The organism is Streptomyces sp. NPDC004126, from assembly GCF_050275515.1.
Taxonomy (GTDB): domain Bacteria; phylum Actinomycetota; class Actinomycetes; order Streptomycetales; family Streptomycetaceae; genus Streptomyces.
This window is the reverse complement of sequence record NZ_JBNNPF010000023.1, coordinates 116534-133638: the sequence shown is the minus strand read 5'-3', so window position 1 is coordinate 133638 and position 17105 is coordinate 116534. Positions and strand designations below refer to the sequence as shown.

The 17105-nt window shown below is 74.3% G+C and carries 8 protein-coding genes and 1 pseudogene; 6 read left to right on the top strand and 3 right to left on the bottom strand.

What is annotated here, in order from left to right:
• Window positions 1–106: 106 nt before the first annotated feature.
• Window positions 107–556 carry a nuclear transport factor 2 family protein gene (locus tag ACQKM2_RS22510; protein ID WP_007269150.1) on the bottom strand — a complete coding sequence of 150 codons (450 nt, stop codon included), beginning with the start codon at window positions 554–556 and terminating at the stop codon, window positions 107–109.
• Window positions 557–567: 11 nt separating this feature from the next.
• Entirely contained in the window at window positions 568–1011 is a 444-nt protein-coding gene (locus ACQKM2_RS22505) for a nuclear transport factor 2 family protein (RefSeq protein ID WP_427712273.1), read from the bottom strand.
• A 210-nt stretch (window positions 1012–1221) separates the two neighbouring features.
• Here ACQKM2_RS22505 and ACQKM2_RS22500 point away from each other — a divergent pair, with 210 nt between their 5' ends.
• The 6 genes and pseudogenes from ACQKM2_RS22500 to ACQKM2_RS22475 form a co-directional block, all read left to right on the top strand.
• Window positions 1222–2655: an NAD(P)/FAD-dependent oxidoreductase gene (locus ACQKM2_RS22500; protein ID WP_427712270.1), complete on the top strand. Its 1434-nt coding sequence runs from the start codon at window positions 1222–1224 to the stop codon at window positions 2653–2655.
• Window positions 2656–2830: 175 nt separating this feature from the next.
• Window positions 2831–5599, top strand: coding sequence for an AAA family ATPase (locus tag ACQKM2_RS22495; protein ID WP_427712267.1), 2769 nt, complete (start codon window positions 2831–2833; stop codon window positions 5597–5599).
• 51 nt (window positions 5600–5650) lie between these two features.
• Entirely contained in the window at window positions 5651–7729 is a 2079-nt protein-coding gene (locus tag ACQKM2_RS22490; protein ID WP_427712264.1) for an APC family permease, read from the top strand.
• 160 nt (window positions 7730–7889) lie between these two features.
• Window positions 7890–8672, top strand: a complete 783-nt coding sequence (locus ACQKM2_RS22485) for a thioesterase II family protein (RefSeq protein ID WP_427712262.1) — start codon at window positions 7890–7892, stop codon at window positions 8670–8672.
• A 169-nt stretch (window positions 8673–8841) separates the two neighbouring features.
• Window positions 8842–9894, top strand: a complete 1053-nt coding sequence (gene zapE / locus ACQKM2_RS22480; RefSeq protein WP_427712261.1) for a cell division protein ZapE — start codon at window positions 8842–8844, stop codon at window positions 9892–9894.
• 88 nt (window positions 9895–9982) lie between these two features.
• Window positions 9983–15637: pseudogene (locus ACQKM2_RS22475) on the top strand (type I polyketide synthase); the annotation flags it as partial.
• Window positions 15638–15711: 74 nt separating this feature from the next.
• Here ACQKM2_RS22475 and ACQKM2_RS22470 read toward each other — a convergent pair.
• A complete protein-coding gene (locus tag ACQKM2_RS22470) occupies window positions 15712–16935 on the bottom strand; it encodes a cytochrome P450 family protein (RefSeq protein WP_427712258.1) in 1224 nt (407 codons plus the stop codon).
• Window positions 16936–17105 lie beyond the last annotated feature (170 nt).

Genomic DNA, 17105 nt, shown 5'->3' with positions numbered 1-17105 from the left:
GCGGGATCGCCTCCGGCCGCGGGAAGGTGTCGTGGTAGCGGAACACCAGCGACTGCACCGGGAATCCCGGTGCGGACGGCCTCCGCGTGCGGGCGGACCGCCCCCGTCACTCCTGACCGGGGTCGAGGAGCGACAGGTCCGACTTCCCCCAGTACACCCACACCGCCTCGATCAGACCGTGCGAGCCGGTCCGGAAGATGCTGGTGAGCGCGAATTTGATGCGCTTGCGGAACGGGTCCGCGGGCTTGTCCAGATATCCGTGCTTCGTCAGCGTGGGGCCCAGCGGCAGATAATTCATGTACACCGACACCGGAATGGCCACGTGCAGGCCGTCCTGCGCCGCCACCGGAACTCCGGCGACGTCCACCGTTTTCGCTTCCGCGGCCCGCTGGAAATGCACGCGCAATTCGTCGTGCCCGATCATCGGAACAGAACCGACCGGATCCTCGAATCGCACGTCCTTCGTGTACAGCTCCAGCATGTGGTCCACGTTGCCGCTGCTCATGCGACGGCAGTGCTCCAGCGCCAGCTCCTTGCGAGCCGCCTCGTCCAGCATCTCTTCCTCCCCTAAGCCGCGTCGGCGAGACGGACGTCGCTCGCCCCCCAGTAGGCCTTCATGTCCTCGATCAGCCCGTCGTCCCCGGCCCGGACCACCATCAGGAAGCGGAACTCCATCCGCTGCCGCGAGGGTTCGGCCGGGACCGGCAGGACGCCGTGCCGCGTCAGGATCGGCCCGAGCGGCAGGTAGTCCATCGTGGCCACCACCGGAACGGCGGCGTGGCGCCCGTCCTGGGCCGCCACCGGAAGCCCGGGCACCTCCACCGCGTTGCTGTTCACCGCACCGGTCGCGTGCGCGCGCAGCGCCGCGTGGCCCTGCTGCGCCCCGGCGCCCACCGGGTCCTCGAAGCGGACGTCCGGCGAGTACAGCTTCAGCAGCCCCTCGACGTCCCCCGCGTTGACCCGGCGCGTGTGTTCCAGGATCAGGTCTTTCAGCGCCGCCTCGTCCAGCATGGATTCTTCTCCTTTCGGCAGGCCGGACCATCGTCGCGGCGGCCGCGCCGATCCCGCCATAGGCGCCTTGTTTGATAGGGGTTCGTAGGGGTTCAGGGCATTGTGGGCGAGTGCTAGCGTCGCGGGGATCGGGAATTGCCTGCACCGGGTCCCGGGAATTCGAATTCGACGGTGCGCAAGGCGTCTGACGGATGGAAGGGTCACGCACTCATGACCGCAGAAACACGCGCCGTGGTAATCGGTGGCGGCCTGGCCGGAATGCTGGCGTCCACGGTGCTCGCGCGGCACGTGGACCGCGTCACCGTGGTGGAACGGGACGTGTACCCCGAGGGGCCGGAACTGCGCAAGGGGGTCCCCCAGGCACGCCACGCCCACCTCCTGTGGTCCGGCGGCGCCCGCGCCATCGAGTCCCTGCTGCCCGGCACCCTCAAGGCCCTGGCCGACGAGGGCGCCCACCGCCTCTACCTGCCGCGCGACATCGTCTGGTTCACCCCGTACGGCTGGCAGACCCGCTTCCCCGGCAGCCAGTTCATGATCACCGCCAGCCGGGCCCTGCTCGACTGGGTGGTCCGCGAGCAGGCGCTGAAGAACCCCCGGATCGAGGTGCGGGCGCAGACCGGCGTCACCGGCCTCACCGGCTCCGCCTCCCGCGTCACCGGCGTCCGCCTGCGCGACGCCGACGGCCGGGAGAGCGAGCTCGCCGCGGACTTCGTCGTCGACACCGGCGGCCGCCCCTCCCAGATGCTCAAGTGGCTGCCCGAGCTCGGCCTGCCGGAGGTCGAGGAGGACGTCGTCGACACCGGCATCGCCTACGCGACCCGCGTCTACCGGGCCCCCGCCGGCGCGGAGACCTTCCCCATGGTGAACGTCGCCGCCGCCCCCGGCACCGGCGAGCCCGGCCGCAACGGCGCCCTCGTCCCCATCGAGGGCGGCCGCTGGCTGGTCACCCTCGCGGGTACCCGCGGCGCCGAACCCCCCACCGGCGACGACGAGTTCATCCCCTTCGCGCGCAGCCTGCGCCACCCGGTCATCGCCGACCTGCTGGAGCACGCCGAACCGCTCGGCCCCGTCCAGGGATCCCGCTCCACCGTCAACCGCCGCCGCTACTACGAGCGCCTCGCCACCTGGCCGGACGGCCTGCTGGTGCTCGGCGACGCCCTCGCCGCCTTCAACCCCGTCTACGGGCACGGCATGAGCTGCGCGGCCCTCAGCGCCCGCGCCCTGGACACCGCCCTGACCCGCGGCGGCCTGGGCCCCGGCACGGCCGACGCCGCCCGGCACGCGGTCGCCAAGGTCGTCGACGACCCGTGGCTGCTCGCCACCACCCAGGACATCTGCTACCCCGGCACCCGCAACCACGCCAAGGACCCGCGGATCGCCCCGCGCCCCCAGGACGCCCAGCAGTTCGCCGACCTGCTCGGCACCGCCGCCCTGTACGACCCGCTCGTCAACGCGGCCGCCATGCAGGTCACCGCGCTCGCCGCGCCCGTCGCCAGCCTGGAGTCCCCGCACCTGGTCGCCGCCCTGCGCAAGGCGGCCGCCGCCGGCTTCACGGAACTGGACAGCCCGCCCTTCACCCCGGCCGAGCGGGCCGTCCTAGAGACCGCCGAGGACACCGGAGCACCCGCCCTGACCAGCGCCTAACACACAGAACCCGGCCGCGCGCCGCAGGCCGGGGAAAAGGGCGTGATCATCCCTGCCGCATTTCCTGCCGGGCAACTAGTGCCCCCCGCCAAGCCGGTCGGCTCCAGCGTTTCACAAGGCATCGTTTGCTGCGGTTCGAGGCAAGGCGACGCGGAGGGGGCGGACCATGAGGCTCATGTGCAGGGAAGACGTGTGCGCGCAGCTCGAAGGAGCGCTGACGGCGTGCGCGTCCGGGACGGCGGGCGTCGTGCTCCTGGAAGGGGCGGTGGGCTGCGGCAAGACCGAAATGCTCCTGCACGTGGCCGAAAGGGCCGAGCGGCGCGGAGCCCTGGTGCTCCGCGCCGCCGGCTCCGCCCAGGAACGCGACGTCCCCCACGGGGTCCTGCGCCAGCTGACCGCCGGACTGCCCGCCGACACCCTCCCGGACGGCACCGCCGGCCGGGAGCCGCTCGGCGGACGCGAGTTCATCCGGGCGCTGCGCACCGCAGCGGACCGCACCCCGGTCGTCGTGTGCGTGGACGACCTCCACCACACCGACCCCGCCTCCCTGGACCGGCTGCTGGACGTCGCCCGTGCCGTGCGCGGCGAGCGGCTCCTGCTCGTGCTGGCCGACGCACCCCACGAGCACGCCGAGAGCCCGCTCGCACGCACCGAGTTCCTGCGCCACCCCGGCTTCACCCGGATCCTGCTCGGGCGGCTCGACGAGCCGGGCACGGCGGCCCTGCTGGCGGACCACACCGGCCGGCCCGCGACCGAAGCCGACACCGCCTGGCTGCACGGCGCCACCGGCGGCAACCCGCTGCTGCTGCGGGCCCTGCTCAGCGAACGGCCCCGCCCCGTACGGGGCCCCTCCGACCGGTGGCCGGAACCGGCCCCCGGCGGCCCCTTCACCCAGGCCGCACTGACCTGCCTGCACCGCGACGGCGCGGACTCCCGCACCCTCGCCCTGGCCCTCGCCGTCCTCGGCGACGACGCCACCCCCGAACTGACGGCCCGGCTCGCCGGCACCGGCCCCACCGCCGCCGCCCGCGCGGCCGCCGCCCTGGAGGCCTCCGGGCTCACCGAGGACGGCCGCCTGCGCCACCCCGCCGTGGCCGCCGCCGTCCTCGACGGAGTCCCCCGGCCCGAACTCGCCCTGCTGCGCACCCGCGCCGCCCGCGTGCTCCACGAGTCGGGCGCCCGCGCCGGGACGGTCGCCCCGCACCTGCTCGCCGCCTCCGAGGCCGGGGCCGGCCCCGAGGAGGCACCGCGCGGAGACTGGCCCGTCCAGGTCCTGCGCGAGGCCGCCCTCCAGGCCCTCGTCGACGACGAGCAGTGCGACCGCGCCGCCGCCTGCCTGGACCTCGCCCGCACCCTGTGCGCCGACGCGCAGACCGGCTGGGAGATCGGCCTCCAGCTGGCCGCGGTCACCTGGCGCAAGCACCCCGCCGCCGCCGAACGCCACCTCGACGACCCGCTCGCCGCACTGCGCCGCGGCGACCTCGGCCCCGCCCAGGCCGGCCGGCTCGCCCGGCTGCTCGTCGCCCAGGGCCGCATCGAGGACGCCGCCGAGGCCCTCGAACGCATGGCGGACCCGCGCGCGGCCGCCCGTACCACCCGTGAGGACCCGCTGCGCGAACTGTTCGCCCTGCCCCCCGCCGCGGCCCCCGCCGGCCCCGCCGCCCCGGCCGCCGCAGCCGGCTCGCCCGCCGAACACCCCGGCGCCCCCGCCCGCACCGGCACCGCCGAACTGCGCTCCTCCGCCGCCCTGTGGACCCACCCCGACAGCGCCGGCGACGAACAGGCCGCCGAACGCCTCCTCAAGGGCACCCCCCTGGCCCACGCCACCTTCGACCCCATCGTCCAGGCCGTCCGCACCCTGGTGCACGCCGACCGCCCCGACCGGGCCGTCGTCTGGTGCCGGCGCCTCCAGACCGAGACCCAGCCCGCCGCCTCCCCCGGCTGGCAGTCCGTGTTCGGGCTCGTCCACTCCGAGGCCCTGCTGCGCCTGGGCGACCTCGCCGGCGCCGAACGCGAGGCCTCCGCCGCCGTGGACGCCGTCGCCGACCGGGGCGGACTCTTCCTCTTCGGGCCCGTCGCCACCCTCGTCACCGCCCTCACCGCGATGGGCCGCTACGAAGCCGTGGCCCGCCGCCTCCAGACGCCCGTCCCCGAGGAGCTCTTCTCCAGCGTCTACGCCCTCAACTACCTGAGGGCGCGCGGCCACTACTACCTGGCCACCCACCGCCACCGCGCGGCGCTCGGCGAGTTCCTCGACGCCGGCCGGCTCGCCCAGCGCTGGGGCCTGGACCGGCCGCGCCAGCTCCCCTGGCGCACCGACGCCGCCGAGGCCCTGCTGCGGCTCGGCGAACACCGCCAGGCCGAGCGCTTCGTCGTGGAGCAGCTCGCCACCTCCGGCGTCCGCAGCCCCCGCGTCCTCGGGGTCTCCCTGCGGCTGCGCGCGGCCACCTCCGAACTGCGCCAGCGCCCCAAGCTGCTCACCCGCGCCGTCGACGAACTCAGCCGCTCCGGCGACCGGCTGGAACTGGCCAAGGCCCTCGCCGACCTCGGCCGCGCCCTGCTGCTGCTCGGCGAGGGCACCCGGGCCGGCATGGTCACCCGCCGGGCCTGGCACCTGGCCTCCGACTGCGGGGCCGCGCCGCTGTGCGCGCAGATCATGCCCGGCCAGACCGGCACCGAGCAGCGCGCCGCGCCCGAGCAGCGCACCGAGGAGACCCCGGAGACCGAGCAGCTCAGCGAGTCCGAGCGGCGGGTCGCCGCGCTCGCCGCGTACGGCTACACCAACCGGGAGATCTCCGCGAAGCTCTACGTCACCGTGAGCACCGTCGAGCAGCACCTCACCCGCGCCTACCGCAAGCTCGGCATCTCCCGCCGTCAGGACCTGCCCATGAGCCTGCAGTTCGACAGCCTCGAAAGCGCCTTCCCGGGCGTAGGGGTCGCGTAGGGGCCGCAAGGGGAGGGGGCCGGGCACGGCCGCTGCCTAGCATCGGTCCGCGTGTCCACCCTTACTGACCTGACCAAGCGGGTCCTGCTGGGACGCGCGCTGCGCAGCGAGCAACAGCACGGCCAACTGCTGCCCAAGAGGATCGCCCTGCCGATCTTCGCCAGCGACGCCCTCTCCTCCGTGGCCTACGCCCCGCAGGAGATCATGCTCACCCTGGGGGTGGCGGGCATCGCGGCGTACCAGTACACCCCCTGGATCGCCGGCGTCGTCGTGGTGGTGCTGCTGACCGTCGTCGCCTCCTACCGGCAGAACGTCCGCGCCTACACCAGCGGCGGCGGCGACTTCGAGGTCGCCAACACCAACCTCGGCGAACGCTCCGGCCTGGTCGTGGCCGCCGCACTGCTGTGCGACTACGTGCTGACCGTCGCCGTGTCGGTGTCGGCGGCCGTGGAGAACCTCGGCGCGAGCATCCCCTTACTGGCCGACCACCGCGTCGAGGCCGCCATAGCGGTCGTCGTCCTGATCTCCCTGATGAACCTGCGCGGCGTCCGCGAGTCGGGCGCCGCGTTCGCGATACCCACGTACGCCTTCATGATCGCCGTTCTCGGCATGATCGTCTGGGGTGCGGTACGGCTGTTCAGCGGCGACGTGCTCCGGGCGGAGACCGCCGACCTGACCATCCGGGGGGAGAGCGCCGGCATCGCCGGATTCGCCCTCGCCTTCCTCGTCCTGCGCGCCTTCTCCTCCGGCTGCACCGCGCTCACCGGCGTGGAGGCCATCAGCAACGGCGTCCCGGCCTTCCGCCGGCCCAAGGGCGAGAACGCCGCGACCACCCTGGTCCTGCTCGGCGTCCTCGGCGTCACCATGTTCGTCGGCGTGACCGCCCTCGCCTACCGGACCGGCGCCAAGTTCGCCGACCCGGCGCACGGCAGCCACCTCGTCGACCCGGTCACCGGCCAGGACGCCGGCGTCCCCCACCCGGTGATCGCCCAGGTGGCCAAGACCGTCTTCGAGGGCTTCTCCCCGGCGTTCTACTTCGTCACGGTGATGACCGGCATCATCCTCGTCCTCGCCGCGAACACCGCCTTCAACGGCTTCCCGGTGCTCGGCTCGATCCTCGCCCGCAGCCGCTTCATGCCCCGCCAGCTGCACACCCGCGGCGACCGCCTCGCCTTCAGCAACGGCATCGTCATCCTCGCCGCCGCGGCCGCCCTCCTCATCTACGCCTACGACGCGGCCGTCACCCAGCTCATCCCGCTCTACACCGTCGGCGTGTTCGTCTCCTTCACCATCAGCCAGATCGGCATGGTCCGGCACTGGAACCGGCTGCTGCCCGGCGCCGTCGACGCCCGCGGCCGCTCCGCGATGCGCCGGGCCCGCGCCATCAACGCCGTCGGCGCCTGCATCACCGCCCTGGTGCTGGCCGTCGTCCTCGCGACCAAGTTCGTCAGCGGCGCCTGGCTGGTGTGCCTGGCCATGGCCGGCCTGTACGCGCTGATGCGGGTCATCCGGCGCCACTACGACCGGGTCGCGGAGGAACTGGAACCCGACCACGACAGGCCGGTGGCCGCCCTCCCGGGCCGGACGCACGTCCTCGTCCTCGTCTCGCAGCTGCACAAACCCACCCTCCGCGCCGTGGAGTACGCCCACGCCCTGCGCCCCGACACCCTCCAGGCCGTCTCCGTCTCGGTCGACCCCGAGGCGGCCGCACAGCTGCGCGGGGAGTGGGAGCGCTCGGGCATGCCCGTACCGCTGGAGCTGCTCGAATCCCCGTACCGGGAGATCACCCGCCCGGTCCTGGAGTACGTCCACCGCTTCCGCACCGACCACCCGCGCGACGTCGTCGCGGTGTTCATCCCCGAGTACGTGGTGGGCCGCTGGTGGGAGAACCTGCTGCACAACCAGAGCGCCCTGCGCCTCAAGGCCCGGCTGCTGTTCCAGCCCGGCGTCATGGTCACCAGCGTCCCCTGGCAGCTGGCCTCCTCCGAACGGGCCGGAGGGCGCCCGGAGCGCGCCGCGCCGGGCGCCGTCCGCAAGTCCTCGCCCCGCCACCCCGCCCACGGACCGGGCAACGGCAACGGCACCGGCACCGGCGCCGGTCCCGCCGGTCCCGCCGGGACCCGGGACTGACACTGGGCGGCCCCTGCCCCCCGCCCCTGCCCCCCCGCCCCCTGCCCACCCCCGTCCCGGACAGGGGTGGGCAGGGGCCCCGGCAGGGGTGGGGGCCGCGCGTACGCCGCCGTAACGTCGGGCGCGACGACACGTGTGAGCGAGCGATCTTGGGGGAACCGTGGTCCGTCGGCCTTGGGACGTGGAGTGCCCGGACGCACCCGTACGGCTGTTCTGCCTGCCGTGGGCCGGCGGCGGCGCCGTCACCTACCGCCGGGGCTGGCCGCAGGCACTGGCACCCGACGTCGACGTGCACGCCGTGGAACTGCCCGGCCGGGGCGCCGAGTTCGGCGAGCCGCTGCTGCGCCGCGTGGAGCCGCTGCTCGACGTGCTGATGACGCGGATCGTCCCGCTCGTCGACCGGCCGTACGCGGTCTTCGGCCACAGCATGGGCTCCATGCTCGGCCTCGAACTCACCCGCCGCCTGGTCGACGCCGGCCTGCCCGAACCCATCCGCATGTTCATGTCCGGCAGCGGCATGCCGGGCCGCCGGCCCCGCACCGAGGGCAGCCCGCTGCACGAACTCCCCGAGAACGAGTTCCGCGAGTGGCTGCGCAAGACCGGCGGCACCCCCGCCGAGGTGTTCCGCAACCCCGAACTCCTGGACCTCGTCTCGCCGCTGCTGCGCGCCGACTTCGAACTCTGCGACGCCTACCGCCACCGGCCCGCACCGCCCTTCGCCTGCCCCGTCACCGCGATCGGCGGCGACGCCGACCCCTACGTCCCGGTCGAGGCGCTCGCCGAGTGGGCCGAGATCACCACCGGGCCGTTCGACCGCCTGGTGCTCACCGGCGGCCACTTCGCCTTCCAGGAGCACCTGGACCGGGTCCACGCCTTCGTCGCCGCCGCCCTCCGCACCGCCGTGCGCGGCCTCGCCCCCGCCCCCGCCGGGCCGGCCGCCTAGGGGTGCCCGGGCCTGGCACAGGGGTGCCCGCGACCGGACCAGGGGTGACGGCGGGCGCCGCGGTCACCCAGTCTTGGAGGGGACCGTACGCGTCGGGAAAGATGATCATCTCTTGATCGCTCGTGCGATCGGGATTCGATACCAACGGGAAACTGGTGATCATCAGTTGATGCGGGAGTTCGAACGCGCCGCCCAGCAGGCCGGATTCGTCCTGGACGACGCCCAGCGGCAGGCCGCCCTCAGGCTCGCCGAACTCGGCGCCGGCCTGACGCGGCGAAGGGGACTGTTCAACCGCCCCGCCGCACCACCGCGCGGGGTCTACCTGTGGGGCTCCGTCGGCCGCGGCAAGAGCTGGCTGACCACCACCTTCTACGAGGCCGTACCGCTGCGGAACAAGCGGCGGCTGCACTTCCACGACTTCTTCCGCGAGTTCCACGCCGCATACCACCGCAACCGGGGCGACAGCCGCGTCACCGACCGCGCCGTCACCGAACTCCTCGGCGACTGCCGCTTCCTCGTCTTCGACGAGTTCCACGTCCACGACGCCGGTGACGCGATGCTGATCGGCCGCGTCCTCAGGTCGATCCTCGACCAGAAGATCACCCTGCTCACCACCTCGAACTACCCTCCGGCCGGACTGCTCCCCAACCCGGTCTTCCACGAGATGTTCGAGCCCACGATCAAGATGCTCGAAGAGACCATGGACGTGGTCGAGCTCGGCGGCGGACGCGACTACCGCGCCGAGTACGGATCCGGCGCCGCCCGCTCCGAGTTCGAGCGCGGCGCCTACCTCTGGCCCGGCACCGGCGAGCAGCTCGCCGAGCAGGGCCTCACCCCGCCCGAGGCCGCCGAACGGCAGCCCGTGGAGGTCGGCGGCGGACGCACCGCGCCCGCCCTGGCGGTCCGCGGCGACCTGGTCTGGTTCGACTTCCACGACCTGTGCGACCGGCCGTACTCGACCGGCGACTACCTGGCGGCGGTGGACCGCTTCCCCGTCTGGGTGCTCTCCGGCCTGCCCCGCCTGGCCGGGGAGGACCGGGACGCGGCCCAGCGGTTCGCCAACCTCATCGACGTGCTCTGCGACCGGGACGTACGCCTCGTCCTCGTCGGAGAGGCACCGCTCGACGACGTACTGCGGGGCGAGAACCTGCCGCTCGACGTCAACCGGACCGCGAGCCGCCTGTCGCTGCTCTCCGCCACGGCCGACTCCGACGCGCACTGAGCGGGGCCCGGTCGGTGCGGAACGCGCGGCTCCCCCCGCAGCTGTTCCCGACACCAGACAACAAAGGGCAATGCCGATGGCGACCGAACAAGAACTCCGCGACTACCTGAAGCGCGCGACCGTCGAACTGCGCTCCGTCAAGCAGCAGCTCCACGACGCCGAGGAAGCGGGCCACGAGCCCATCGCCATCGTCGGCATGGGCTGCCGCTTCCCCGGCGGCGTGACCTCGCCGGAGGACCTGTGGCGGCTGCTCGAAGGGGGAGTCGACGCGATCTCCCCCTTCCCCGCCGACCGCGGCTGGGACCTCGACGCCCTGTACGACCCGGACCCCGACCGGCCCGGTACGACGTACACCCGCGAGGGCGGCTTCATCGACCGCGTCGCCGAGTTCGACGCCGGGTTCTTCGGCATCAACCAGCGCGAGGCCCTCGCCATGGACCCCCAGCAGCGCCTCCTCATGGAGACCGCCTGGGAGGTCGTCGAACGCGCCGGCATCGACGCCGCCTCACTGCGCGGCAGCCGCACCGGCGTCTTCCTCTCGGTGATGTACCACGACTACGCCAACCTCCTGGAGGGCCGCGAGGAACTGGCCGGCTACGTCATCAACGGCAGCGCCGGCAGCATCGCCTCCGGCCGCATCTCCTACGGCTTCGGCTTCGAGGGCCCCGCCCTCACCGTGGACACGGCCTGCTCGTCCTCACTGGTGACCCTCCACCTGGCCGCCGAGTCGCTGCGCCGCGGCGAGTGCTCCCTCGCGATGACCGGCGGAGCGACCGTGATGTCCACGCCCGCCTCCTTCGTCGAGTTCAGCCGCCAGCGCTCCCTCGCCCCCGACGGCCGCTGCAAGCCCTTCTCCGCCCACGCGGACGGCACCGGCTGGTCCGAGGGCGTCGGCATGCTCCTCCTGGAACGGCTCTCCGACGCCCGGCGCAACGGCCACGAGGTCCTCGCCGTCATCCGCGGCTCCGCCGTCAACCAGGACGGCGCCTCCAACGGCCTGACCGCCCCCAACGGCCCCTCCCAGCAGCGGGTCATCGGCCAGGCCCTGGCCAACGCCCGGCTGACCGCCGACCAGATCGACGCGGTCGAGGCCCACGGCACGGGCACCTCCCTCGGCGACCCCATCGAGGCACAGTCCCTGCTGGCCACCTACGGCCAGGAGCGGCCGGCGGACCGGCCCCTGTGGCTGGGCTCCCTCAAGTCCAACATCGGCCACACCCAGGCCGCCGCCGGAGCCGGCGGCGTCATCAAGATGGTCATGGCCATGCGGCACGGCACACTCCCCAAGTCCCTGCACGCCGAGGAGCCCACCCCGCACGTCGACTGGGCCTCCGGCGCGGTGGAACTGCTCGCCGAGGCCCGCTCGTGGCCCGAGACCGGACGGCCCCGGCGCGCCGCCGTGTCCTCCTTCGGCATCAGCGGCACCAACGCCCACGCCATCCTGGAACAGGCCCCCGACCCGCTCCCCGCGCAGGACACCCCGGCCGCCCCGGCCCCGGCCGCCGAGGCCCCCGACGCGGACACCGCCCCGCCCGCCCCCCGCCCCGCGGCCTTCTCAACCGCCCCGACCGTCGCCTGGCCCGTCTCCGGCCGCACCGGCCCCGCCCTGCGCGCCCAGGCCGGGCGCCTCCGGGACCGGATCGCGGCCGACCCCGCCGCGGACCCGACCGCCGTGGCCGCCGCCCTCCTGCACACCCGCTCGGCCTTCGAACACCGCGCGGTCCTCCTCGCCGGGGACCGGACCGGCCTCCTGCACCGCCTCGACGCGCTGGCCGCCGGCCCGGACACGGGCGACGACGACGCGGGACGCCCCGACGGGCTGGTCACCGGCGTGGCCCGGGCCTCCGGCATCCGGCCCGTCTTCGTCTTCCCCGGCCAGGGCTCGCAGTGGACCGGCATGGCCCTCGAACTCCTCGACGCCTCCCCGGCCTTCGCCGAACGCATCGCGGAGTGCGAGGCCGCGTTCGCCCCGTACGTGGACTGGTCGCTGACCGGCGTGCTGCGGTCGGCGGACGGCGCGCCCTCCCCGGACCGGGTGGACGTCCTGCAGCCCGCCCTGTTCGCGGTGATGCTCTCCCTCGCCGAACTCTGGCGGGCCTGCGGCGTCGAACCGGCCGCCGTGGTCGGCCACAGCCAGGGCGAGGTCGCCGCCGCCGTCGTCGCCGGCGCGCTCTCCCTGGCCGACGGCGCCCGGATCGTCGCCCTGCGCAGCCAGGCCCTGCTGGAACTGTCCGGCACCAGCGCGATGGCCTCCGTCGCCCTGCCCGCCGGCAAGGTCACCGCCCTGCTGCCCGCCTGGGACGGCCGGCTCTCCCTCGCCGCCGTCAACGGACCGACCTCCGTGGTCGTCGCCGGCGACCGCACGGCCCTGGAGGAGATGCTGGAGAAGCTCGCGGCCGACGGCGTCTGGGCCCGCCGGGTCCCCGGCGTCGACACCCCCGGCCACTCGGCGCGCATCGAGGAGGTCCGCGAACGGATGCTGGACACCCTCGCCCCCGTCGCCCCCGCCGAGTCCGCCGTCCCCTACTACTCCACCGTCACCGGCACCCTCCTGGACACCGCGGGACTCGACGCCGGCTACTGGTACCGCAACATGCGCCAGACGGTCCAGTTGGAGCAGGCCGTCCGCGCCCTCGCCGCCGACGGCTACGCCCACTTCCTGGAGATCAGCCCCCACCCGGTGCTGGGCGTGGGCCTCGCCGAGACCCTCGAACAGGCCGGCACCGACGCCTTCCTCGGCGAGACCCTGCGCCGGGACGCCGGCGGCACCGGACGCTTCCTCACCTCCCTCGCCGCCGCCCACGTCAACGGCGTTCAGGTCGACTGGGACGCGGCGCACGCCGGACGGCTGCCGGACCCCGCCCCCGGCCTGCCCACGTACGCCTTCCAGCGCAGCCGGTACTGGCCGCAGGCGCTCGCCCCCGCCGGCGACGCGACCGCGCTGGGCCTCGGCTCCGCCGGACACCCCCTGCTCGGCGCCGCCGTCCCGCTGCCCGACACCGACGGGTTCCTCTTCACCACCCGCCTCTCGCCCGCCTCCCACCCCTGGCTCGCCGACCACGCGCTGCTCGGCCACGCCCTGCTGCCGGGCACCGCCTTCCTCGAACTCGCCCTGCACGCCGGCCGGGAGCTCGGCTGCGCACGCGTGGAGGAACTCGTCCTGGAGGCGCCGCTGACGCTGCCCGAACACGGCGGCGTCCAGGTCCAGCTCACCGTCGGCGCGCCCGACGCGGCGGGCCGCCGGCCGGTGGCCGTGTACGCCCGGCCCGACGGCGCGGGCGCCGACCCGGCCGGGACCGGGCAGGCATGGACCCGCCACGCCGGCGGGCACCTCGCCCCGGACCCCGCCCCCGCCGCCCCCGCCTTCGGGGTGTGGCCGCCCGAGGGCGCGACCCCGGTCGACGTGAGCGGCCTCTACGACGGGTTCGCGGCGGCGGGCTTCGGGTACGGACCCGCCTTCCGGGGCCTGCGCGCCGCCTGGCGCCGGGGCGACGAGGTCTTCGCCGAGGTCCGCCTGCCCGAGGAGCAGCAGGCCGGCGCGGCCGGCTTCGGACTGCACCCGGCCCTGTCGGACGCCGCCCTGCACGCGATCCCGCTCGGCGCCCTCACGGACGGGGACGGCGGTGACGGCGGTGACGGCGGGTTCGGCGGGATCGGCCCGGGCCGGATGCCGTTCGCCTGGCACGACGTGACCCTGCACGCCACCGGCGCCCGGTCGCTGCGGGTCGCCCTCGCACCCGCCGGGAACGAGGCCGTCTCCCTGGAACTCACCGACCAGACGGGCCTCCCGGTGGCCGGCGTCGGCTCGCTGGTGCTGCGGCCCCTGAACCGTGAGCAGCTCGCCGGGGCCCGCCCCGGGCACGGCGACTCCCTCTTCCGCCTCGACTGGACCCCGGTCCCCGCGCTCCCCGCGGCCCCCGACGGGTCCTGGGCGGTGCTCGGCCCGGACACCCCCGGCCCCGCCTCCGGCGCGCAGCGGATCGACGGCCTCGCGGAACTCGCCGCGGTCCCGGCGCTCGTGCTGGCCTCGCCCGCCGCGGGCGCCGCCGAGGTGCGGTCCGCCACCGCCGCCACCCTCGCCCTGATCCGGTCGTGGCTGGCCGACGCCCGGCTCGGGGACTCCCGGCTGGCCGTGGTCACCCGGGGCGCGGTCGCGACGGGGGAGGGCGACGGGGCTCCGGACCCGGTCCAGGCGGCCGTGTGGGGCCTGGTCCGCTCGGCGCAGTCGGAGCACCCCGAGCGGTTCCTGCTGATCGACCTGGAGCAGCCGGCCGCCGGCGCCGACGGGACCGCCGACCACGAGGCCCTGGCCCGCGCGGTGGCATCCGGCGAGACCCAGAGCGCCGTCCGCGGCGGCACCGTCCACGCCCTGCGCCTGGCCCGGCCTGCCACGACCGCGGGCCCGGAGGGGCCCGGCGAGCCGCCCTTCGCCCCCGACGGCACCGTCCTCGTCACCGGCGGCACCGGAACCCTGGGCCGGGCGGTGGCCCGCCACCTGGTCACGGAACACGGTGTCCGCGACCTCCTCCTGGTCAGCCGCTCCGGCGGTGCCGAGGACCTGGTCGCGGAACTGTCCGGTCTGGGTGCCTCGGTGACGGTCGCCGCCTGCGACGTCGCCGACCGGGACGCCCTGGCCTCGCTGCTGGCCGCGATCCCCGCCGGGCACCCGCTCACCGCCGTCATCCACACGGCCGGCGTCCTGGACGACGGCGTCGTCGAGTCCCTCACCCCGGAACGCTTCGACGCGGTCCTGCGCCCCAAGGCGGACGCCGCCCGCAACCTCCACGAACTCACCGCGGACCTCGGCCTGTCGGCGTTCGTCCTGTTCTCCTCCGCCGCCAGCCTGTTCGGCGCCCCCGGCCAGGGCAACTACGCCGCCGCCAACGCCTACGTCGACGCCCTCGCCCAGTACCGGCGCTCCCTCGGCCTGCCCGCGCAGTCCCTCGCCTGGGGCCTGTGGGCCGAACGCAGCGGCATGACCGGACACCTCGACGGAGCCGGACTCGCCCGCATCGAACGCGCCGGGGCCCAGGCCCTGACGACCGCCGAGGGCCTCCGCCTCTTCGACGCGGCGCTCGCCTCCCCCGAGGAGGTCCTCGTCCCGATGCGGATGGACCTCGCGGCGGTACGCGCCCAGGCCGCGGCCGGCGAGAGCGTGCCCCGGCTGCTGCGCACCCTGGTCCCGGCACCGGTGCGCCGGGCCGCCGCCGCCGAGCCGGCGCCCGCGACCTCGCTGGCGCAGCAGCTGGCCGGACTCCCGGAGCACGAGCGCACCCGCGTCCTGTCCGACCTGGTACGCGGCCACGCCGCCACCGTCCTCGGCCACGCCGGCCCGCAGGAGGTCGAGGCCGACCGCGGCTTCCTGGAACTGGGGCTCGACTCGCTGACGGCGGTCCAGCTCCGCAACCGCCTCGGCACCGCCACCGGACTGCGCCTGCCCACCACGCTCGTCTTCGACTACCCGACCCCGGCCGCACTCGCCGCGTTCCTGCGCGGCCTGCTGGTGGTCGAGGAGCCGCGGCCGGCCGTGTTCGGCGAACTGGACCGGCTGGAGGGCACCCTCAAGGCGACCGCCGCCCAGGACTCCGAGGAGATCCGGGCCGAGGTGTCCGCCCGCCTCGCGGACCTGCTGGCGCTCTTCGGAACGTCGGCGCCCGGCGCGGGAACGACCGACGCCGGGGCCCTGGGCACCGCCTCCGCCGACGAGATATTCGACTTCATCCAGGCGGAATTCGGCCGGTAGGCGCGGTGACGCAGGAGGGCCTGCACCGGACGGAGTGATCCGTCCCGTGCAGGCCCTCTCGCTTTGCCCCCCCGCTACGGGCGAAGACGCACCGGAAGCGTCTCCAGGCCCTGCATCATAAAACTCTTGCGCCAGCGCAATTCGGAATCCGGAACGGCGAGGGAAAGATCCGGGAAACGGTCCAGGATATCGCGAAGGGCGATTTCCATTTCCGCCCGGGCGAGCGGCGCGCCCACGCAGTAGTGGATTCCGTGCCCGAATCCGAGGTGGCCGTTGGTGGACCGGCTGACGTCGAGCATGTGCGGACAGGCGAACTTCGCCTCGTCCCGGTTGGCCGACCCGAGCAGCACCGACACGTACTCCCCGGCCGCCACGGTCACCCCGCCCAGCTCCAGCGGCTCGGTGGCGTAGCGCAGCGTCGCCCGGTTGCCAGGGCCCTCGTAGCGCAGGAACTCCTCGTTGGCGGCCGGGATGAGGCCCGGGTCCGCGCGGACCGCCGCGAGCTGCTCCGGGTGGCCCAGCAGGGCCCGTACGCCGTGCCCGATCATGTTCACGGTGGTCTCGTAGCCGGCCACCACCAGCAGGAACACCGTCGAGACCAGCTCGACGTCGGAGAGCTGGTCCTGGTCGTCGCGGGCGGTCACCAGCGCGCTGATGAGGTCGTCGCCCGGCTCGGCGCGCTTCTGCTGGACCATCTGCCCGATGTGCTGCCCGAACCTCGCCATGTTCGCGCCGGCGTTCTCGTTGTCGTTCGACATGATGGCGCCCGTCAGCCCCACCAGGACCGGCAGGTGCTCGGCCGTGATGCCCAGCAGCTCGCCGAGCACCTTGACCGGGAAGACCGCCGTGTAGTGCTCCACCAGGTCGACCACCCCGTCGCCGGAGTCGGCGGCCGCCTTCTCCACCGAGTCCAGCAGCTCCGCGCTGATCCGCTCGATCGTGGGCCGCAGCCGCTCCACGCCGCGCGCCGTCAGGGCCTTGTTGACCAGCTTGCGCAGCCGGGTGTGGCCCGGCGGGTCCATGTTGAGCATGTGCCGGCCCACCGAGCTGTGCTCCAGCCGCGGCGTGCCGCCCTCGCTCATCTCGCGGTCGAAGTAGCCCAGCTCGACCGAGGTGTCGATGTCCTTGGACAGCGCCGGGTGCGTCATGGCGATCCGGGCCTCCTCGTGGCTGACGACCGCCCAGACCCGCAGGCCGCTGGGCAGCAGCATCCGGTGCACCGGCCCCTGCGCCCTGAGGCCGGCGAAGGCCGGATAGGGGTTGCTCAGAAACTCTTCGTCCATTATGGGAAGGGACACGAATACTCCTCGGATTACCGAATAGGGGTTGACCAGTAGGCCGCTTAAGGGGTTGCTTCAGGGGTTTGCCGGGGTCGATAGGGGTCGCCCCGGGTAACACCACTATTGAAGTTGATCTCACTTGTCGGCTCGCATAGTATCGGCCGCCGAGCGGGGGATACAAAGAAATT